Origin of the sequence: Microvirga soli, from assembly GCF_016734765.1 — a bacterium.
GTDB lineage: Bacteria > Pseudomonadota > Alphaproteobacteria > Rhizobiales > Beijerinckiaceae > Microvirga > Microvirga soli.
In genome coordinates this window covers 72,194-91,904 of sequence record NZ_JAERQE010000012.1, presented here as the reverse complement: position 1 = coordinate 91,904, position 19,711 = coordinate 72,194, and the positions used below count along the sequence as shown (strand labels likewise).

The window sequence follows — 19,711 nt, the reverse complement described above, 5'->3', positions numbered from 1 at the left end:
CTTACTTCCTCTTCGCCTTCTTGTCCGCCGCGTGGCCGTGGAAGGTGCGGGTCGGCGAGAACTCGCCGAACTTATGACCCACCATTTCCTCGCTCACGTTGACGGGAATGTGCTTCTGACCGTTGTAGACCCCGAACGTGAGGCCCACAAACTGCGGGAGGATCGTGGAGCGGCGGCTCCAGATCTTGATAACCTCGTTGCGGCCCGAGGAACGGGCAGCCTCGGCCTTCTTGAGGAGGTAGCCGTCGACGAACGGACCCTTCCAAAGCGAACGTGCCATGACGTGCCTCTATCCTTACTTCTTCCGAGCGTGACGGCTCGACACGATAAACTTGTCGGTCCGCTTGTTCGAACGGGTTTTCTTGCCCTTGGTCGGAACGCCCCATGGGGACACCGGATGGCGACCACCGGAGGTACGGCCCTCACCACCACCGTGCGGGTGGTCGATCGGGTTCATGGAAACGCCGCGGTTGTGCGGACGCTTGCCAAGCCAGCGGTTACGACCAGCCTTACCGATCGAGGTGTTCATGTGGTCCGGGTTCGACACCGCACCGACGCTGGCGAAGCACTGGCCATGGACCAGACGCTGCTCACCGGAGTTCAGGCGGACCGTTACGTAGCCCTGGTCACGACCCACGATTTGGGCGTAGGTGCCGGCGGAGCGGGCGAGTGCGCCACCCTTGCCGACCTTCAGCTCCACATTGTGGATGATCGTTCCCACCGGCATGTTGCCGATCGGCATCGCGTTGCCCGGCTTGATGTCGACCTGCTCGCCAGCCGACACCTGATCGCCGACAGCCAGACGCTGCGGGGCCAGGATGTAGGCTTGCTCGCCGTCAGCGTAGCCAATGAGCGCGATGAAGGCTGTGCGGTTCGGATCGTACTCGATCCGCTCCACGGTCGCCACATCGCCCAGACGGGCACGACGCTTGAAGTCGACCAGGCGCAGGGTGCGCTTGTGACCACCGCCACGGAAGCGGACGGTCACGCGACCCATGTTGTTACGGCCGCCGGAGGAGCTCTTGCCCTCCGTCAGCTTCTTGACCGGCTTGCCCTTGTAGAGCTCGCTGCGGTCCACGATCACCAGCTGGCGCAGGCCGGGGGTGATTGGTTTGAATGTTTTCAAAGCCATCGGATCACTCTCTCAACCGATCAGAGGCCCGTCGTGACGTCGATGGTCTGGCCCTCAGCGAGGGTTACAACCGCCTTCTTCACGTCCGACCGCTGGCCGCGGGTGCCGCGGAACATCTTCACTTTGCCCTTGGTGAGGACCGTATTAACGCTCTTCACCTTGACATCGAACAGCTTCTCAACCGCTTCCTTGATCTGCGGCTTCGTCGCATCCAGTCGAACCTTGAAGACGACCTTGTTCTGTTCGGACAGGGCCGTGGCCTTCTCGGTAATGACCGGGCTCACGATTACATCGTAATGGCGCGGGTCCAGGCTCATTTGAAGCGCGCCTCCAGCGCATCGACAGCCGCCTTCGTGAGAACGAGCTTCTCGCGACGCAGGATGTCATAGACGTTGATGCCCTGCACCGGCAGGACGTCGATGTTCGGGATGTTGCGAGCAGCCCGCTGGAAGTTCGTCTCGATCTCAGCGCCGCCGATGATCAGGGCGTTGCCGAGGCCGAGCTTGCCGAAGCGCTCGACGAGAGCCTTCGTCTTCGGCTCGGACAGCGTCACGTCGTCGATCACGACGAGAGAAGCGTCCTTGGCCTTGGACGAGAGCGCGTGCCTCAGAGCGAGAGCGCGAACCTTCTTGGGCAGGTCGTGAGCATGGCTGCGGACCTGCGGGCCGAAGGCACGACCGCCGCCCCGGAACTGGGGAGCGCTCGCGGCGCCGTGGCGGGCGCCACCGGTGCCCTTCTGCTTGTAGACCTTCTTCGTGGTCCGATCGATGAGCGACCGGTTCTTCACAGCGTGCGTACCGGCCTGGCGCTTTGCGAGTTGCCAGCGGACGCAGCGGGCAAGAAGATCGGCGCGCGGCTCGAGACCGAAGATGGCCTCGTTCAGATCGACCGAACCAGCGGTGTTGCCCTCAAGCGTGGTGACATCAAGTTTCATCACGCATTCTCCTCTTGGGCCTGCTCAGCCTGGGGGGCCGGCGCAGCGTCGTTGGCCGTGCGGAAGGAGCCGGGCATCGGCACTTCGGCAGGCAGCTTGCGCTTCACCGCGTCGCGGACGAAGATCCAACCGCCGGCAACGCCGGGAACGGCGCCTTCGACGAGGATCAGACCGCGCTCGACGTCGGTCGACACCACGCGCAGGTTCTGCGTCGTGACGCGCTCGACACCCAGGTGACCCGGCATCTTCTTGTTCTTGAACGTCTTGCCTGGATCCTGGCGGCCACCGGTCGAACCGATCGAGCGGTGGGAGACCGACACGCCGTGCGTGGCGCGCAGTCCGCCGAAGTTCCAGCGCTTCATGCCGCCGGCGAAGCCCTTACCGGTGGTGATCCCCGTGACGTCCACGAACTGACCGGCAATGAAGTGATCAGCGGTGATCTCTGCGCCGACCGGAATGACAGCATCCTCGGAGACGCGGAATTCCGCGAGCTTGCGCTTCGGCTCGACCTTGGCGACGGCAAAGTTGCCGCGCTCGGCCTTCGAAACGTTCTTGACCTTGGCCTTGCCGACGCCGACCTGCAGCGCGGTATAGCCGTTCTTTTCCTTGGTCCTGTGGGCGACGACCTGACAGCTGTCGACCTTCAGAACCGTGACGGGGATGTGTTCGCCGGCATCCGTGAAGATGCGGGTCATCCCTAGTTTCTGTGCAATGACGCCTGAGCGCATGTGCGTATCCTCTCGGCGTGTCTACCGAAAGCTCCAGCCTAACGGCTTAGAGCTTGATTTCCACGTCCACACCAGCAGCAAGATCGAGCTTCATAAGGGCATCAACCGTCTGCGGGGTGGGGTCCACGATATCGAGCACACGCTTGTGAGTGCGCATCTCGAACTGCTCGCGCGACTTCTTGTCGATGTGCGGCGAGCGAAGCACCGTAAAGCGCTCGATGCGCGTCGGCAGCGGGATGGGCCCGCGAACCTGAGCGCCGGTCCGCTTCGCGGTCGACACGATTTCCCGTGTCGAAGCGTCGAGGATCCGATGGTCGAACGCCTTAAGGCGAATACGAATGTTTTGACCGTTCATGGCTTATCCATTCAACAAGGGAAGCGACCGAGCCGTAACCCGGCCGCTGTCCTTTGATCCTCTATCTATCAATCCATCACGGCGGCGACGACGCCGGCGCCGACGGTACGGCCGCCTTCACGGATGGCGAAGCGCAGCTTCTCTTCCATGGCGATCGGCGCAATCAGTGTCACTTCCATGGTGATGTTGTCGCCCGGCATCACCATCTCGGTGCCCTCAGGCAGCGTCACCACGCCCGTCACGTCCGTCGTGCGGAAGTAGAACTGCGGACGGTAGTTGCCGAAGAACGGCGTATGACGGCCGCCCTCTTCCTTCGTCAGGATGTAGGCCTCGGCCTTGAACTTCGTGTGCGGCTTGATCGAGCCCGGCTTGCACAGCACCTGGCCGCGCTCCACGTCCTCGCGCTTCGTGCCGCGCAGCAGAACGCCCACGTTGTCGCCCGCCTGGCCCTGGTCGAGCAGCTTGCGGAACATCTCAACGCCCGTGACCGTCGTCTTGACCGTCGCCTTCAGGCCCACGATCTCCACTTCCTCACCGACCTTCACAATGCCGCGCTCCACCCGACCCGTCACCACCGTGCCGCGGCCCGAGATCGAGAACACGTCCTCGATCGGCATCAGGAACGGCTGGTCGATCGGACGCTCAGGCTGCGGGATGTAGGCATCCACCTCGGCCATCAGCTTGAGAACCGCATCGCGGCCGATCTCAGGCTGGCGGTCCTCCAGAGCGCAAAGAGCCGAGCCCTTCACGATCGGGATGTCGTCGCCCGGGAAGTCGTACTTCGACAGAAGCTCGCGCACCTCGAGCTCAACCAGGTCGAGCAGCTCGGCGTCGTCGACCATGTCGACCTTGTTCATGAACACCACCAGGGCGGGCACGCCCACCTGGCGGGCCAGCAGGATGTGCTCGCGGGTCTGCGGCATCGGGCCGTCGGCCGACGACACCACCAGGATCGCGCCGTCCATCTGGGCCGCACCCGTGATCATGTTCTTCACGTAGTCGGCGTGGCCGGGGCAGTCCACGTGGGCATAGTGACGGTTCTTGGTCTCGTACTCCACGTGAGCGGTCGAGATCGTGATGCCGCGCGCCTTCTCTTCCGGCGCCTTGTCGATCTGGTCGTACGCCGTAAACGTCGCCCCGCCCGACTCCGCCAGAACCTTCGTGATCGCCGCCGTCAGAGACGTCTTGCCATGGTCCACGTGACCAATCGTCCCAATGTTGCAGTGCGGCTTATTGCGCTCAAACTTTTCCTTCGCCATCGTGGCACCCGTTCCTTTGATCGTTCAAATTTCGCTTAATGGGTTCAGGCGTACTTCGCCTGAACCTCGGCAGCCACGTTCGACGGCACCTGCTCGTAGTGGTCGAACTGCATGGTGTAGCTCGCACGACCCTGGCTCATGCCGCGCAGGGTATTGACGTAGCCGAACATGTTGGCGAGCGGGACCATCGCGTTGATTACCACGGCGTTGCCGCGCATGTCCTGACCCTGGATCTGACCACGGCGGGAGTTCAGATCGCCGATCACCGAACCCGTATAGTCTTCCGGAGTCGTGACCTCGACCTTCATCACCGGCTCGAGGAGAACCGATCCACCCTTCTGGAGGGCTTCACGCAGAGCAGCGCGAGAGGCGATTTCGAAGGCCAGGGCCGACGAGTCGACTTCGTGGAAGGCACCGTCGACGAGCTCGACCTTGAGATCGACCACCGGGAAGCCGGCGACGACGCCAGCACCCACGACCGACTGCAGGCCCTTCTCGACGCCCGGGATGTACTCCTTAGGCACCGCGCCGCCGACGATCTTCGACTCGAAGGCAAAGCCTGCGCCCTGCTCGTTCGGCTGAACGACGATCTTGACGCGGGCGAACTGGCCCGTACCGCCGGTCTGCTTCTTGTGGGTGTAGTCGATCTCGGCCTTCTTCGTGACCGTCTCACGATAGGCGACCTGCGGAGCGCCGATATTCGCATCGACCTTGTAGGTACGACGGAGAATGTCGACCTTGATGTCGAGGTGAAGCTCGCCCATGCCCTTCAGGATCGTCTGGCCCGACTCCTGGTCGGTGGAGACGCGGAAGGACGGGTCCTCAGCGGCCAGCTTCGACAGGGCAAGGCCCAGCTTCTCCTGGTCGGCCTTCGACTTCGGCTCGATGGCGATCTCGATCACCGGTTCCGGGAACTCCATGCGCTCCAAGATAACAGCCTTGCTCGGGTCGCACAGCGTGTCGCCAGTGCGGACTTCCTTGAGACCTGCGAGAGCGACGATATCGCCAGCATAGGCTTCCTTGATGTCCTCACGGTTGTTCGCATGCATCAGAAGCATGCGGCCAACGCGCTCTTTCTTGTCGCGTGACGAGTTGAGCAGCGTATCGCCAGCGTTCACCTTGCCGGAATAGACGCGGCAGAAGGTGATCGTACCAACGAAGGGGTCATCCATGATCTTGAAGGCAAGCATGGAGAAGCCTTCCTCGTCGGTCGGCCTGCGGATCGTCGGCTCTTCGGTCTTGAAGTCGATGCCCTGGATAGCCTCACGGTCTGCCGGGGACGGCAGGAAGTCCACGACGGCGTCGAGCAGGGGCTGCACGCCCTTGTTCTTGAACGCGGAGCCGCAGAGCACCGGATGGAAGGCACGACGCTGCACGGCCGTACGGATCAGGCGACGCAAGGTGGTCTCGTCCGGCTCCTGGCCGTCGAGATAAGCCGCCAGAGCGTCGTCGTCCATCTCCACCGCAGCTTCGACGAGCTTTGCACGATACTCGAGAGCCTGGTCCTTCAGGTCGTCCGGGATCTCGACTTCGTCGAAGCTGGCGCCGAGCGCCTCGCCGGACCAGACAAGGGCCTTCATCTTGATCAGATCGACCATGCCGCGGAAATCGCTCTCCGCACCGATCGGGATCTGGAGGCAGACAGGCTTGCCGGCCACGCGCTTGATGATATCGGCGACGCAGCTGAAGAAGTTCGCGCCGGTCTTGTCCATCTTGTTGACGAACACGACACGGGGAACGTCGTACTTGTCGGCCTGACGCCACACGGTCTCGGTCTGGGGTTCGACGCCCTGGTTGCCGTCGAGAACGCAGACAGCGCCGTCGAGCACACGCAGCGAACGCTCGACTTCGATGGTGAAGTCGACGTGGCCGGGGGTGTCGATGATGTTCAGGCGCTTGTCGTTCCAAAAGCAGGTGGTCGCAGCGGACGTGATCGTGATGCCACGCTCCTGCTCCTGCTCCATCCAGTCCATGGTGGCGGCACCCTCGTGCACTTCACCGATCTTGTGGGACTTACCGGTGTAGTAAAGGATGCGCTCGGTCGTGGTGGTCTTGCCGGCATCGATGTGGGCCATGATGCCGAAGTTGCGGTAGTCCTCAATCGCGTGCGTGCGGGGCATCGCTCAGCTCCTCAGACCTTTACCAGCGGTAATGCGAGAACGCACGGTTGGCTTCCGCCATACGGTGGGTGTCTTCGCGCTTTTTCACGGCATTGCCGCGGTTGTTCGAGGCATCGAGCAGCTCAGCAGAGAGACGCTCGATCATGGTCTTGTCGTTACGGCCGCGAGCGGCCTGAATGATCCAGCGGATCGCCAGAGCCTGACGGCGCTCGGTGCGAACCTCGACCGGGACCTGGTAGGTCGCACCGCCGACGCGGCGGGAACGAACCTCGATTGCCGGAGCGACGTTGTCGAGGGCCTGCTTGAAGACCTCAAGCGGGTTCGCCTTGGCACGGCTTTCGATGCTGTCGAACGCACCGTAAACGATGCTCTCTGCAGCGGACTTCTTGCCGTCGTACATGATGGAATTCATGAACTTCGTGACGACGATATCGCCGAACTTGGCGTCCGGGATGATCTCACGCTTTTCGGCGCTATGGCGGCGGGACATGAGCTAGCTCCGACCTCAAATACAGTTGACGGCTTACTTCGGCCGCTTCGCGCCGTACTTCGAACGACGCTGCTTACGATTTTTCACGCCCTGGGTGTCGAGGACACCGCGGAGGATGTGATAGCGGACACCCGGAAGGTCCTTCACACGGCCGCCGCGGATCATGACCACGGAGTGCTCCTGAAGGTTGTGACCCTCACCCGGTATGTACCCGATGACTTCGAACCCGTTCGTCAGACGAACCTTAGCGACCTTACGCAGAGCCGAGTTCGGCTTCTTCGGGGTCGTCGTATAAACGCGCGTGCACACGCCACGCTTCTGCGGGCAGGCCTCAAGCGCGGGAACCTTATTCCGGCTCTTTTGCGCAGTCCGCGGCTTGCGGATCAGCTGAGAGATCGTTGGCATCCTGTGCCCTCTTTGACCGGCCACCCAGCAGGTGGCCATGAATGTGTCTTCAACGGTTGAACGCCGCTCTTCGCTTTCTGCGGACCTTTTCAGGTTGCACAAAACGAAGCCACGCCATTGACTTGGGTAAGCCCATGGCGTGGTGCGATTGCAGAGGACCACGATTTTTAGACCGCGGTCGTGCCCTAAATCTGACGAGTGTCAGTCAAGGTTGAGTTCGGCAGCGTTTAGGTGGCATCCGTCGAAGCTAGGCGCCTCGACTGGCGAAAACCTACGGCCAGCCGGAAAGTCCGGTCTCTCTAGCGCCCGAGTCGTGCAAAGTCAACACTTTTCGGTAACGATCCAGAAAGGCTGTCCCTGAAGACGGGATGTAGCCGGCCCTGTCTCTTCTACATGGGTTTCGCACCGTTTGACACAAGGTTATGAAGTAGCACCGGAAGATGGAGGGCAGATGGTGACGGCGGCGATTCACTTCGAGGCGGAGGCTTATGACGTTACCCATGGGAAACCGATGGGCCGACACTTCGCCGGCCATAGCTTCCTTTCGGCTTTCGCCCGTCATTCCTCCGAGAATGCGCCCATCGGTTATGTGGGGAATGCGAAGGCGGGGAACCAATTCTGCAGCTTTGTCAAAGGCTTCTGCCCAGATCGCTCGCCACGCTACATCACAACTGGCAAGGCTGGTGCCCTCAGGGAGGTTGGCTGCCTTTTTACCCCCAGCCCGATTAACACAGCGCAAACGTGGCAGCGGGAGCTTCATGGGCCGAGGTCTTGGAGCCTGTGCGGGGTGAACCACACCCTGTCGTCCGCCCGCGATAGATGGACTCACCAGTCTCCTGACGGCTGCGGTGCAGCCCTGGGACGCGATCATCTGCACGTCGGCAGTATCCCGAGCCGTTATCGAGACGCTTTTCGCGCGCCAGGAGGAACATCTATCCCGGCGCCTGGGTGCCACCCGCTTCGTCAGGCCGCAACTACCGGTGATTCCCCTTGGCGTGGAATGCGAGGTTCAAGCTGGACGGATGGAACGCAGGAACGAGGCACGCTCATCTCTCGGTATCAGCTCGGCTGACTTCGTGGTCCTGTTCCTCGGGCGCCTTTCCTTCCACGCCAAGGCGAACCCGACCCCCATGTACCTGGCCTTGGAGCGCTTGGCCCGCCGCCATCGCGTCGTGCTGATCGAGTGCGGCTGGACGGCCAACGATCATATCGCCCAGGCTTTGTCTGAGGCAAGAGCCAAGCTCTGCCCGTCCGTGCGCTCCATCGTCCTCGACGGTCGCATCAGTGACGTCAGAGATACCGCCTGGGCGGCGGCGGATGTGTTCTGCTCCCTGTCCGACAACATTCAGGAGACATTTGGCCTTACCCCCATCGAAGCCATGGCGGCCGAGCTGCCGGTGGTGGTGACCGATTGGATGGATACAAGGATACGGTGAGGAACGGCATCGACGGGTTTGCCGTCCCGACCATGGCTGCCCCGCCAGGCGCGGGGCACCACCTCGCCACACGCCACGCGCTCGAGGTCGACACATACGATTCCTATATCGGTCAGGCATCAACCGCCGTCGCGGTGGACGTCGATGCAACGGCAGCAGCCTTCGAGCGCCTCGCGGCCGATCCGGACCTGCGCCGCCGTATGGGCGCTAGCGGCGCGGTCCGTGCAAGGGAGCGCTTCGACTGGCAGGTTATCGTCAAGGCCTATGAGGAGTTGTGGCAGGAACTGGCCGCCATGAGAGATGCCGGACAGTCAGCGCCCTCCCCTGAAGCCATGCGCGGCTTCTGGCCGGCTCGACCCGATCCGTTCGATCTCTTCGCCAGCTTCCCGTCGCTTCCCTTCTCCAGCCACTACGTGGTCTCTCAGGCAGCCGGGATCAGCGAGGCTGAGGTGCTGGAGCGGCTAGGCCTGAGGGTGGCCTTGGTGAATGCGTCGCCGGATATCTCCTCTGCCTTCCTTCTCACCGTGTGGAAGCTGGCGGGTGGCCAATGCACGACCGTCCGGAACATCATTGCCGGGCACCAAAATGCCTCGCCTGCCCTGACCGTCAGAGCCCTCGTGTGGCTGGCGAAGCTCGGGCTGCTCACAATTGCTCTCGGGACAAGCGCCTCCCAGTAAAAGCCCACGAAAAGGCCGCCCAGGGGCGGCCTTTTCCATTCTTATAAGGTCTTCGCGGTTTACTCGGCCGCCGGAGGCAGCTCGCTCACCTGAGCCTGGGACTCGGAGCGCTTCTGCTGCAGGATCAGCTCGTCGCGATGGGTCGCAACGGCCTTGATCTGAGCGGTGAGCGCACCCGTGCCGGCCGGGATCAGGCTGCCGACGATGACGTTCTCCTTGAGGCCCTCAAGAGTGTCGACCTTGCCGTTGACCGCCGCCTCGGTGAGGACGCGGGTGGTCTCCTGGAAGGACGCCGCCGAGATGAAGGAGCGGGTTTGCAACGAGGCCTTGGTGATGCCGAGGAGAACCGGCACGCCTTCGGCGGGCTTCTTCTTCTCGGACACAAGACGCTCGTTGATCTCCTCGAGTTCGAGACGATCCACCTGCTCGCCGGTGAGCAGCTCGGAATCGCCGCCCTCGGTGATCTCAACCTTCTGCAGCATCTGGCGAACGATCACCTCGATGTGCTTATCGTTGATGAGCACGCCCTGGAGGCGGTAGACCTCCTGGATCTCGTTCACGAGGTAGGCTGCGAGCTCCTCGACGCCCTTGATCGCCAGGATGTCGTGCGGTGCCGGGTTGCCGTCGACAATGAAGTCGCCGGTCTCGACCACGTCGTTGTCCTGCAGGTGGATGTGCTTGCCCTTGGGGATCAGGTACTCCACCGGCTCCGAACCATCGTGCGGATTGAGCGTCAGGCGACGCTTGCTCTTGTAATCGCGGCCGAACTGGATCGTACCGGACTTCTCCGCAATGATGGCAGCATCCTTCGGACGACGGGCCTCGAACAGCTCCGCCACGCGCGGCAGACCGCCCGTGATGTCGCGGGTCTTGGCACTCTCGGTCGAGACACGGGCGAGGATGTCGCCGGCCTTGACCTTCGAGCCTGGATCGGCCGCGAGGATCGCGTCCACGGGCAGCAGGTAGCGGGCATCGCCACCGCGAGCGACCTTGGCCACCTTGCCGCCGGCGCCCTGGATGACTACCGCCGGGCGTAGATCGGCCGTACGCGGAGAACCGCGCCAGTCGATGACCACGCGCTTGGCGATGCCGGTCGACTCGTCCATCGACTCGATCATCGATGCGCCGTCCACGAGGTCCTCGTAGCCCACCGTACCGTCGATTTCCGTCAGGATCGGGCGGGAGTAGGGATCCCACTCGGCGATACGCTGGCCGCGCTTGATCGTGTCGCCCTCGTCCACCTTCAGGCGGGAGCCATACTGCAGACGGTGAACCGCCCGCTCGGCGCCATCCTGGCCGATGACCACAACAGCCACGTTGCGGCCCATGACGACGAGATCGCCGTCGGAGTTGCGCGCAATGTTCTTGTTGCGGAAGCCGATGGTGCCCTCGAAGCTCGACTCGATGAAGGACGAGTCAGCGATCTGTGCGGCACCACCGATGTGGAAGGTACGCATGGTGAGCTGCGTGCCAGGCTCGCCGATGGACTGCGCCGCGATCACGCCCACAGCCTCGCCGTGGTTGACCGGCGTACCCCGGGCCAGGTCGCGGCCGTAGCAGGTGGCGCAGACACCGTTCTTCGACGCGCAGACGAGCACGGAGCGGATCTTCACCTCCTGGATACCGGCAGCGCCGATCGCCTCGAGATGGTGCTCCTCGATCATCGTGCCTGTCGGGACGATGACGGTGCCGTCCTGGGCCACCAGATCCTCGGCCGTCGAGCGGCCGAGAATGCGGGACGCCAGCGACGCGACCACCTGGCCGGCGTCGATGATGGCACGCATCTTGATGCCCTTCTCGGTGCCGCAATCCGGCTCACGGATGACCGCATCCTGCGCCACGTCCACGAGACGGCGGGTCAGGTAACCCGAGTTCGCGGTCTTGAGCGCGGTGTCGGCCAGACCCTTACGGGCGCCGTGGGTCGAGTTGAAGTACTCGAGAACGTCGAGGCCTTCCTTGAAGTTCGAGATGATCGGCGTCTCGATGATCTCGCCGGACGGCTTGGCCATGAGGCCGCGCATTGCCGCGAGCTGCTTCATCTGGGCCGGCGAACCACGGGCACCCGAGTGGGACATCATGTAGATCGAGTTGACCGGCTTATCGCGTCCGTTCTCGTCCTTCTGAACCGTCGAGATGCGGTTCATCATCTCGGCCGCGAGGCGGTCCGAGCACTTCGCCCAGGCGTCGACAACCTTGTTGTACTTCTCGCCCTGGGTGATGAGGCCGTCCTGGTACTGCTGCTCGTAGTCCTTCGCGAGGGCACGGGTCTCCTCGACGATGTCCCACTTGTTCTCCGGGATCACCATGTCGTCCTTGCCGAACGAGATGCCGGCCTTGAACGCATTGTAGAAGCCGAGGCCCATGATGCGGTCGCAGAAGATCACCGACTCCTTCTGACCGCAATGCCGGTACACGGCATCGATCATGTTGGAGATCTCCTTCTTGGTCATGAGCTTGTTCACGACCTCGTAGGGGAGCATCGGGTGCTTGGGCAGGAGACGCGAGAGCATCACGCGGCCGGCCGTGGTGTCGACGATCTTCGACACCGGCTTGCCGTCCTCGTCCAAACCTTCCCAGCGATACCGGATCTTGGTGTGGAGCGTGATGACCTTCTCGTTCAGGGCATGCTCGATCTCGCCCATGTCGGCGAAAGCCTTGCCCTGGCCGGGTTGGCCGTCGGACACGATGGACAGATAGTAGAGGCCGAGAACGATGTCCTGCGAGGGCACGATGATCGGCTGACCGTTGGCCGGGTGCAGGATGTTGTTGGTCGACATCATCAGCACGCGGGCTTCAAGCTGAGCCTCGAGCGAGAGCGGCACGTGGACGGCCATCTGGTCGCCGTCGAAGTCCGCGTTGAACGCGGCGCAGACGAGCGGGTGCAGCTGGATCGCCTTGCCCTCGATCAGGGTGGGCTCGAAAGCCTGGATGCCGAGGCGGTGCAGCGTGGGCGCGCGGTTCAGGAGAACCGGGTGCTCGCGGATGACCTCGTCCAGGATATCCCAAACCTCGGGCTTCTCCTTCTCGACGAGCTTCTTCGCCTGCTTGACGGTGGCGGAGAGACCGCGCGCATCGAGCTTGGCGTAGATGAACGGCTTGAAGAGCTCGAGCGCCATCTTCTTCGGCAGGCCGCACTGGTGCAGCTTGAGCTCCGGACCCACCACGATGACCGAGCGGCCCGAGTAGTCCACGCGCTTGCCGAGAAGGTTCTGACGGAACCGGCCCTGCTTGCCCTTGAGCATGTCGGCGAGCGACTTCAGCGGGCGCTTGTTGGCACCCGTGATGACGCGGCCGCGGCGGCCGTTGTCGAACAGGGCGTCGACCGCCTCCTGGAGCATGCGCTTCTCGTTGCGGACGATGATGTCCGGCGCACGCAGCTCCATGAGCCGCTTCAGACGGTTGTTACGGTTGATGACGCGGCGGTACAGGTCGTTCAGGTCCGAGGTCGCGAAGCGGCCGCCGTCCAGCGGCACGAGCGGACGCAGGTCCGGCGGGATCACCGGAACGACCGTCATGATCATCCACTCGGGCTTGTTGCCCGACTGAACGAAGGCCTCGATGATCTTGAGGCGCTTCATGAGCTTCTTGGGCTTCAGCTCGGACGTGGTGACCGCGATCTCCTCGCGGATCTGCTGAGCGGTCTTCTCGAGATCGAGCTCCTGCAGGATCCGGCGGATGGCTTCCGCGCCGATCATGGCCGTGAACGAGTCCTCACCGAACTCGTCCTGAGCACGGATGTACTCCTCCTCGGAGAGGAGCTGACGATCCTTGAGCGGCGACAGGCCCGCATCGACGACGATGTAGGATTCGAAATAGAGGATGCGCTCCAGATCCTTCAGGGTCATGTCGAGCAGCAGACCGATGCGGCTCGGCAGGGACTTGAGGAACCAGATGTGAGCCACGGGGGCTGCGAGCTCGATGTGGCCCATGCGGTCGCGACGGACGCGGGCCAGCGTCACCTCGACGCCGCACTTCTCGCAGATCACGCCCTTGTACTTCATGCGCTTGTACTTGCCGCACAGGCACTCGTAGTCCTTGATCGGGCCAAAGATGCGCGCGCAGAACAAGCCGTCGCGCTCGGGCTTGAACGTACGGTAGTTGATGGTCTCCGGCTTCTTGATCTCGCCGTAGGACCAGGACAGAATCTTCTCAGGGCTCGCGATCGAGATCTTGATCTGATCGAAGCTCTGCGGCTGGGCCGTCTGGTTGAAGAGATTCATGACCTCTTGATTCATCGCCGTCTCCTGGGCTGGAGGGCGCTAGATAAGCACCCTCACCGGCAATTGCATGGGGCCGCGGCATCATCGCCGCGGCCAAGCGTCATAGTTGAGCGGTCTCTTACTCGGCAGCCTCGGACGGGGGCAGCTGCCCCGCCTCGTTGGCGGCCTTCTTGGAATTGGTCAGCTCCACGTTGAGGCCGAGCGAACGCATTTCCTTCACGAGAACGTTGAAGCTCTCCGGAATGCCCGACTCGAACGTGTCGTCGCCACGAACGATGGCCTCGTAGACCTTCGTACGGCCGGCCACGTCGTCCGACTTGACCGTGAGCATTTCCTGCAGGGTGTAGGCGGCGCCGTAAGCCTCCAGTGCCCAGACCTCCATTTCGCCGAAGCGCTGGCCGCCGAACTGGGCCTTTCCGCCCAGCGGCTGCTGGGTGACGAGGCTGTAGGGGCCGATGGAGCGGGCGTGGATCTTGTCGTCCACGAGGTGGTGGAGCTTCAGCATGTAGATGTAGCCCACGGTCACCTTGCGGTCGAAAGGCTCACCGGTCTTGCCGTCGTAGAGCGTCACCTGACCCGACGGGTCGAGGCCGGCCTTCTCCAGCATGACCTCGATGTCCGATTCCTTCGCACCGTCGAAGACGGGGGTGGCAAACGGAACACCGCGGCGCAGCTTGTTGCCGAGCTCGGCCAGTTCCTCGTCGGAAGCCTGCTCGATTTCCGGCAGGTTGCCGTAGATCGACACGAGCTGATCGCGAAGCCCCTTGGACTGGCCCGACCGCATGTAGGCGTCGACCGCCTGGGCGACCTGCTTGCCGAGACCGGCAGCAGCCCAGCCAAGGTGCGTCTCGAGGATCTGGCCGACGTTCATGCGGCTCGGCACGCCCAGCGGGTTGAGCACGATGTCCGCATGGGTGCCGTCCTCAAGGAACGGCATGTCCTCGATGGGAACGATGCGCGACACGACACCCTTGTTGCCGTGACGGCCGGCCATCTTGTCGCCCGGCTGGATCTTGCGCTTCACAGCGACGAAGACCTTGACCATCTTCATGACGCCCGGAGGAAGTTCGTCGCCACGCTGCAGCTTCTCGACCTTGTCCAGGAAGCGCTGCTCAAGGCGCTTCTTCGACTCGTCGTACTGCTTCTGCATGGCCTCGATTTCGGTCATCAGAGCATCGTCTTCGACCGCGAACTGCCACCACTGAGACCGCGGGTGCTCGTTGAGCAGCTCGCGGGTGATCTTCGTGTCCTTCTTGAAGCCCTTCGGGCCTGCAACGGCGCTCTTGCCCGAGAGGATCTCGGCCAGACGCGCATAGGTGTTGCGGTCGAGGATCGCCTGCTCGTCGTCGCGGTCCTTCGCGAGACGCTCGATCTCCTCGCGCTCGATGGCCTGGGCACGCTCGTCCTTGTCGACGCCGTGACGGTTGAAGACACGGACTTCCACGATGGTGCCGGTCACGCCCGGGGGCACACGCAGCGAGGTGTCGCGAACGTCGGAGGCCTTCTCGCCGAAGATGGCGCGCAGAAGCTTCTCTTCCGGCGTCATCGGGCTCTCGCCCTTCGGGGTGATCTTGCCGACGAGAATGTCGCCCGCATGGACCTCGGCGCCGATATACACGATGCCGGCTTCGTCGAGGTTCTTCAGCGCCTCTTCCGACACGTTCGGAATGTCGCGCGTGATTTCCTCAGGACCCAGCTTCGTGTCGCGGGCCATCACTTCGAATTCCTCGATGTGGATCGAGGTGAAGACGTCTTCCTTCACGATCCGCTCGGAGAGCAGGATCGAGTCTTCGAAGTTGTAGCCGTTCCACGGCATGAACGCGACGAGCACGTTCCGGCCGAGCGCCAGCTCGCCGTACTCGGTCGACGGGCCGTCGGCGATGATGTCGCCCTTGCGCACGATGTCTCCGGCGCGGACCAGCGGCTTCTGCGTGATGCAGGTCGACTGGTTGGAGCGCTGGAACTTCTGCAGGCGGTAGATGTCGACGCCCGGACGGGTCGGATCCGTGTTCTCCGTCGCGCGGATAACGATACGGGTCGCGTCCACCTGGTCGACGATGCCGGTGCGGCGGGCCCCGATGGCGGCACCGGAATCCCGGGCCACGATCGCTTCCATGCCCGTGCCGACGAACGGAGCGTCCGCCTGCACGAGCGGCACGGCCTGACGCTGCATGTTCGAGCCCATGAGCGCGCGGTTCGCGTCGTCGTTCTCGAGGAACGGGATAAGCGCGGCCGCAACAGACACGAGCTGCTTCGGCGACACCTCCATGAGGTCCACCCGGTCCGGAGCCACGACGATGTTCTCACCGGCGCGGCGGCAGATCACGAGCTCTTCGGTAAGCGTGCCATTGCCGTCGAGCAGCGAGTTGGCCTGGGCGATGTTGTACTTCGCCTCTTCCATGGCCGAGAGGTAGATCACCTCGTCGGTCACGCGGCTGTCGCGCACGCGGCGGAACGGCGTCTCGATGAAGCCGTACTTGTTCACGCGGGCGAAGGTGGCCAGCGAGTTGATCAGACCGATATTCGGGCCTTCCGGCGTCTCGATCGGGCAGATGCGGCCATAGTGCGTCGGGTGCACGTCGCGCACTTCGAAGCCGGCACGTTCGCGGGTCAGACCGCCCGGGCCAAGCGCCGAGAGACGACGCTTGTGCGTGACTTCGGAGAGCGGATTGGTCTGGTCCATGAACTGCGAGAGCTGCGAGGAGCCGAAGAACTCGCGCACGGCGGCAGCCGCAGGCTTCGCGTTGATCAGGTCCTGCGGCATGACGGTGTCGATATCGACCGACGACATACGCTCCTTGATCGCGCGCTCCATGCGGAGCAGACCCAGGCGGTACTGGTTCTCCATGAGCTCGCCGACCGAGCGCACACGGCGATTGCCGAGGTGGTCGATGTCGTCGATCTCGCCCTTGCCGTCGCGCAGGTCTACGAGCGCCTTCGTGACCGCGAGGATGTCCTCGCGGCGAAGGGTGCGCACGGTGTCCTCGGCGTCGAGGTCGAGGCGCATGTTCATCTTCACGCGGCCCACGGCCGAGAGGTCGTAGCGCTCGGCATCGAAGAACAGCGAGTTGAACATCGCTTCCGCCGTGTCGAGGATCGGCGGCTCGCCCGGGCGCATGACGCGGTAGATGTCGAACAGGGCGTCTTCGCGGGAAGAAGCCTTGTCGACCGCAAGCGTGTTGCGGATGTACGGGCCGATCGTGACGTGGTCGATGTCGAGCACCGGAATCTCGGTGAACCCGGCTTCGTCCAGACCCTTCAGCAGCTTCTCGGTGATCTCGTCACCGGCTTCGGCGTAGATCTCGCCGGAAGACGGGTTGACGAGGTCCTCGCCGATATACTGGCCGTAGAGGTCCTCATCGGTCGCGCGCAGGTTCTTGAGGCCCTTCTCGGCGAGCTGGCGGGCCGTGCGGGCCGTCAGCTTCTTGCCGGCTTCGAGCACGACCTCGCCCGACTTGGCGTCGACCAGGTCCACGGAGGCCTTGAAGCCCTTCATGCGCTCCGCATCGAACGGCACCGACCAGGCGTCGCCGTCGCGGGTGTAGGTGATGCGGTTGTAGAAGGTGTTGAGGATCTCCTCGCCGTCGAGGCCGAGGGCGTAGAGCAGCGACGTGACCGGGAGCTTACGCTTGCGGTCGATACGCGCATAGACGATGTCCTTGGCGTCGAACTCGATGTCGAGCCAGGAACCGCGATACGGGATGATGCGGGCAGCAAACAGCAGCTTGCCGGAGGAGTGCGTCTTGCCCTTGTCGTGGTCGAAGAACACGCCCGGCGAACGGTGCATCTGAGACACGATCACGCGCTCGGTGCCGTTCACGATAAAGGTGCCGTTGTCGGTCATGAGCGGCATGTCGCCCATGTAGACGTCCTGCTCCTTGATGTCCTTCACGGAGCGGGCGCCGGTATCCGGGTCCACATCGAACACGATGAGGCGCAGCGTGACTTTCAGCGGCGCAGCGAAGGTCATGCCCCGCTGGCGGCACTCGTCCACGTCATACTTCGGCGGCTCGAACGTGTACTTCACGAACTCGAGCAGGGCAGTATTAGAAAAGTCCGAAATCGGGAAAACCGATTTGAAGACGGCTTGCAAGCCCTCTTCCGGCCGGCCACCCTTTGGCTCTTCGACCATCAGGAACTGGTCGTAGGATGCCTTCTGAACCTCGATGAGGTTCGGCATCTCCGCCACTTCCTTGATTTTCCCGAAGAACTTGCGAATGCGCTTCCGGCCGATCAGTGTATTGGCCATCTGGACCTCGTTCCTCATACACGGCTAATCGAGAATCCCGGGATCGGGACCCTGGATGAGCCGCCCGGCGGAAAGCGCCGGTTTTCGAACCAATCCGGGCTCTTTGCGAGCCCTTCTAGACATCATCAAAGAAGCCCGGCCTCTTTGACGACACAACGGCCCCAGGCAAAAACGCCTGGGACCGTGTGCTTTGAGCCCCGATTTCTCGGGGGTAACCCTGCGGCCGTGATGGCCGCAAAATTACTTGAGCTCGACCTTGGCGCCGACCTTCTCGAGGGTCGCCTTGATCTTCTCGGCTTCGTCCTTGGAAACGCCTTCCTTGACGGGCTTCGGCGCACCTTCGACGAGGTCCTTAGCTTCCTTGAGGCCCAGGCCCGTGATGCCACGGACTTCCTTGATGACCTCGATCTTCTTGTCGCCGGCGCCGGCCAGAACGACCGTGAATTCGGTCTGCTCTTCAGCAGCCGGAGCAGCAGCGCCGCCAGGAGCAGCAGCAACGGCAACAGCCGCAGCAGCGGAAACGCCCCACTTCTCTTCGAGCATCTTCGAGAGCTCAGCAGCCTCGAGAACGGTCAGCGACGAAAGATCGTCAACGAGCTTGGCAAGATCAGCCATTTCTTAGTTCCTTAGGTTCAGTTCGAACGATTGATGGTGTTGAGGTACGGCCTCACGCCGCTTCGCCTGTCTTGGCATAGGCCCCGAATACGCGGGCGAGCTTCGCCGCCGGCGCAGTGCTGAGCTGAGCGATCTTCGTAGCCGGAGCCTGGATAAGGCCGACCAGCTTGCCGCGCAGTTCATCAAGGGACGGCAGAGTGGCAAGTGCCTTCACTCCGTCCACGTTCAGGGCGGTCGTGCCCATTGCGCCGCCGAGGATGACGAGCTTGTCGTTCCCCTTGGCGAAATCAACAACGACCTTGGGCGCCGCGACCGGATCGCTCGAATAAGCGATCAGGGTCGGACCTTTCATAAGGCCCGAGATGGACGCGACGTCCTTGCCTTCGAGAGCGATTTTGGCGAGGCTGTTTTTTGCGACCTTCACGGTGGCGCCGGCCTGCTTCATCTGCGCGCGCAGCTTCTGCATGTCGGCGACCGTGAGGCCAGCATAGTGGGCGACGACGACAACGCTCGTGCTCGAAAACACGTCGTTGAGAGTCGAGACGAGCTCGCGCTTTGCTGCTCTTTCCACTGGGCTCTCTCCGGTTGGCGGAAATTTTCCGCCGGTTGCATTTGCCGCTCAAGGCCCGGACTTGCATCCGAGGCATCCTGAACGACGCTCTCGCAAGCCCTGTCCCCCAAATGACGCCTGGCGGCGCACCGGGTGAGATGGTTCGAACCGACTCCCGTCATCTGCGTTAGCAGATGGTAAACTCGGCTTCCCCGTCTATGCAGGCCCTCTCGAATTAAACCGGCTAAGCCGGCACCTGCAGTCTTGGACAGGACATAGCCGGAACGCGCCAAAAGTTGCCTCTTGGCTCGCCGGCCTGTCACCGCCCCGTCTCCGGGACGGATTCTCAGCCTAACGCCCGCGCAAAAGCGGAGCCTCGGCCTATGTTGGAAACTCAAAGAATCCCTATAATCCTTTTTCCCCACCTTGCCAAGGGGCAGGGTGAAGTAAGTTTTAAGGATTGTGTGGACCCGGATCAGGCTCTGTCCAGAGCCCTCACCTAACGGCATATAATCATACAAATCATAATAGAAAAGGGCTG

The 19,711-nt window shown here is 62.8% G+C and carries 16 protein-coding genes; 2 read left to right on the top strand and 14 right to left on the bottom strand.

Annotation, left to right across the window (positions count from 1 at the left end; translation table 11 throughout):
- Position 1: 1 nt before the first annotated feature.
- The 10 genes from rpsS to rpsL form a co-directional block, all read right to left on the bottom strand.
- Positions 2 to 280 carry a 30S ribosomal protein S19 gene (rpsS, locus tag JKL45_RS12835; protein WP_036352963.1) on the bottom strand — a complete coding sequence of 93 codons (279 nt, stop codon included), beginning with the start codon at positions 278 to 280 and terminating at the stop codon, positions 2 to 4.
- 15 nt (positions 281 to 295) lie between these two features.
- Entirely contained in the window at positions 296 to 1,132 is an 837-nt protein-coding gene (gene rplB, locus JKL45_RS12830) for a 50S ribosomal protein L2 (protein WP_201861517.1), read from the bottom strand.
- A gap of 20 nt (positions 1,133 to 1,152) precedes the next feature.
- Entirely contained in the window at positions 1,153 to 1,449 is a 297-nt protein-coding gene (locus JKL45_RS12825) for a 50S ribosomal protein L23 (protein WP_036352957.1), read from the bottom strand.
- Positions 1,446 to 2,066, bottom strand: coding sequence for a 50S ribosomal protein L4 (rplD, locus tag JKL45_RS12820; protein ID WP_201861516.1), 621 nt, complete (start codon positions 2,064 to 2,066; stop codon positions 1,446 to 1,448). The genes JKL45_RS12825 and rplD overlap by 4 nt, the downstream gene beginning before the upstream one ends.
- A complete protein-coding gene (rplC, locus tag JKL45_RS12815; RefSeq protein WP_201861515.1) occupies positions 2,066 to 2,794 on the bottom strand; it encodes a 50S ribosomal protein L3 in 729 nt (242 codons plus the stop codon). The genes rplD and rplC overlap by 1 nt, the downstream gene beginning before the upstream one ends.
- Before the next feature lie 46 nt (positions 2,795 to 2,840).
- Entirely contained in the window at positions 2,841 to 3,149 is a 309-nt protein-coding gene (rpsJ, locus tag JKL45_RS12810; protein WP_009764298.1) for a 30S ribosomal protein S10, read from the bottom strand.
- A 68-nt stretch (positions 3,150 to 3,217) separates the two neighbouring features.
- Positions 3,218 to 4,408, bottom strand: a complete 1,191-nt coding sequence (gene tuf / locus JKL45_RS12805; RefSeq protein WP_196262278.1) for an elongation factor Tu — start codon at positions 4,406 to 4,408, stop codon at positions 3,218 to 3,220.
- A gap of 44 nt (positions 4,409 to 4,452) precedes the next feature.
- Complete coding sequence (gene fusA, locus JKL45_RS12800) at positions 4,453 to 6,528, bottom strand: elongation factor G (protein WP_201861514.1); 2,076 nt, start codon at positions 6,526 to 6,528, stop codon at positions 4,453 to 4,455.
- A gap of 19 nt (positions 6,529 to 6,547) precedes the next feature.
- Positions 6,548 to 7,018: a 30S ribosomal protein S7 gene (rpsG, locus tag JKL45_RS12795; protein ID WP_036350590.1), complete on the bottom strand. Its 471-nt coding sequence runs from the start codon at positions 7,016 to 7,018 to the stop codon at positions 6,548 to 6,550.
- 33 nt (positions 7,019 to 7,051) lie between these two features.
- Positions 7,052 to 7,423: a 30S ribosomal protein S12 gene (gene rpsL / locus JKL45_RS12790; protein WP_009764294.1), complete on the bottom strand. Its 372-nt coding sequence runs from the start codon at positions 7,421 to 7,423 to the stop codon at positions 7,052 to 7,054.
- An 848-nt stretch (positions 7,424 to 8,271) separates the two neighbouring features.
- On the opposite strand from rpsL, the gene JKL45_RS12785 reads away from it, so the two are divergent.
- Positions 8,272 to 8,859 (top strand): glycosyltransferase, encoded by a 588-nt coding sequence (locus tag JKL45_RS12785; RefSeq protein WP_201861513.1) that lies wholly within the window; start codon positions 8,272 to 8,274, stop codon positions 8,857 to 8,859.
- Positions 8,835 to 9,536: a glycosyltransferase gene (locus JKL45_RS12780; RefSeq protein ID WP_201861512.1), complete on the top strand. Its 702-nt coding sequence runs from the start codon at positions 8,835 to 8,837 to the stop codon at positions 9,534 to 9,536. Before JKL45_RS12785 ends, JKL45_RS12780 begins: the two co-directional genes overlap by 25 nt.
- A 59-nt stretch (positions 9,537 to 9,595) precedes the next feature.
- Here JKL45_RS12780 and rpoC read toward each other — a convergent pair whose 3' ends face one another.
- From rpoC to rplJ, 4 genes are all read right to left on the bottom strand, one after another.
- Positions 9,596 to 13,771 (bottom strand): DNA-directed RNA polymerase subunit beta', encoded by a 4,176-nt coding sequence (rpoC, locus tag JKL45_RS12775; protein WP_201861511.1) that lies wholly within the window; start codon positions 13,769 to 13,771, stop codon positions 9,596 to 9,598.
- 103 nt (positions 13,772 to 13,874) lie between these two features.
- Positions 13,875 to 18,005 (bottom strand): DNA-directed RNA polymerase subunit beta, encoded by a 4,131-nt coding sequence (gene rpoB, locus JKL45_RS12770; protein WP_201861510.1) that lies wholly within the window; start codon positions 18,003 to 18,005, stop codon positions 13,875 to 13,877.
- 240 nt (positions 18,006 to 18,245) lie between these two features.
- Positions 18,246 to 18,620 (bottom strand): 50S ribosomal protein L7/L12, encoded by a 375-nt coding sequence (gene rplL / locus JKL45_RS12765; protein WP_201861509.1) that lies wholly within the window; start codon positions 18,618 to 18,620, stop codon positions 18,246 to 18,248.
- A 52-nt stretch (positions 18,621 to 18,672) separates the two neighbouring features.
- On the bottom strand, positions 18,673 to 19,191 hold the full coding sequence (gene rplJ / locus JKL45_RS12760; RefSeq protein WP_196262279.1) for a 50S ribosomal protein L10: 519 nt from the start codon (positions 19,189 to 19,191) through the stop codon (positions 18,673 to 18,675).
- Positions 19,192 to 19,711: the final 520 nt, after the last annotated feature.

Excerpts from the sequence above, each read along its gene's own strand:
- rpsS (WP_036352963.1), bottom strand. The coding sequence starts at position 280 with ATGGCACGTTCGCTTTGGAAGGGTCCGTTCGTCGACGGCTACCTCCTC.
- rplB (WP_201861517.1), bottom strand. The coding sequence starts at position 1,132 with ATGGCTTTGAAAACATTCAAACCAATCACCCCCGGCCTGCGCCAGCTG.
- JKL45_RS12825 (WP_036352957.1), bottom strand. The coding sequence starts at position 1,449 with ATGAGCCTGGACCCGCGCCATTACGATGTAATCGTGAGCCCGGTCATT.
- rplD (WP_201861516.1), bottom strand. The coding sequence starts at position 2,066 with ATGAAACTTGATGTCACCACGCTTGAGGGCAACACCGCTGGTTCGGTC.
- rplC (WP_201861515.1), bottom strand. The coding sequence starts at position 2,794 with ATGCGCTCAGGCGTCATTGCACAGAAACTAGGGATGACCCGCATCTTC.
- rpsJ (WP_009764298.1), bottom strand. The coding sequence starts at position 3,149 with ATGAACGGTCAAAACATTCGTATTCGCCTTAAGGCGTTCGACCATCGG.
- tuf (WP_196262278.1), bottom strand. The coding sequence starts at position 4,408 with ATGGCGAAGGAAAAGTTTGAGCGCAATAAGCCGCACTGCAACATTGGG.
- fusA (WP_201861514.1), bottom strand. The coding sequence starts at position 6,528 with ATGCCCCGCACGCACGCGATTGAGGACTACCGCAACTTCGGCATCATG.
- rpsG (WP_036350590.1), bottom strand. The coding sequence starts at position 7,018 with ATGTCCCGCCGCCATAGCGCCGAAAAGCGTGAGATCATCCCGGACGCC.
- rpsL (WP_009764294.1), bottom strand. The coding sequence starts at position 7,423 with ATGCCAACGATCTCTCAGCTGATCCGCAAGCCGCGGACTGCGCAAAAG.
- rpoC (WP_201861511.1), bottom strand. The coding sequence starts at position 13,771 with ATGAATCAAGAGGTCATGAATCTCTTCAACCAGACGGCCCAGCCGCAG.
- rpoB (WP_201861510.1), bottom strand. The coding sequence starts at position 18,005 with ATGGCCAATACACTGATCGGCCGGAAGCGCATTCGCAAGTTCTTCGGG.
- rplL (WP_201861509.1), bottom strand. The coding sequence starts at position 18,620 with ATGGCTGATCTTGCCAAGCTCGTTGACGATCTTTCGTCGCTGACCGTT.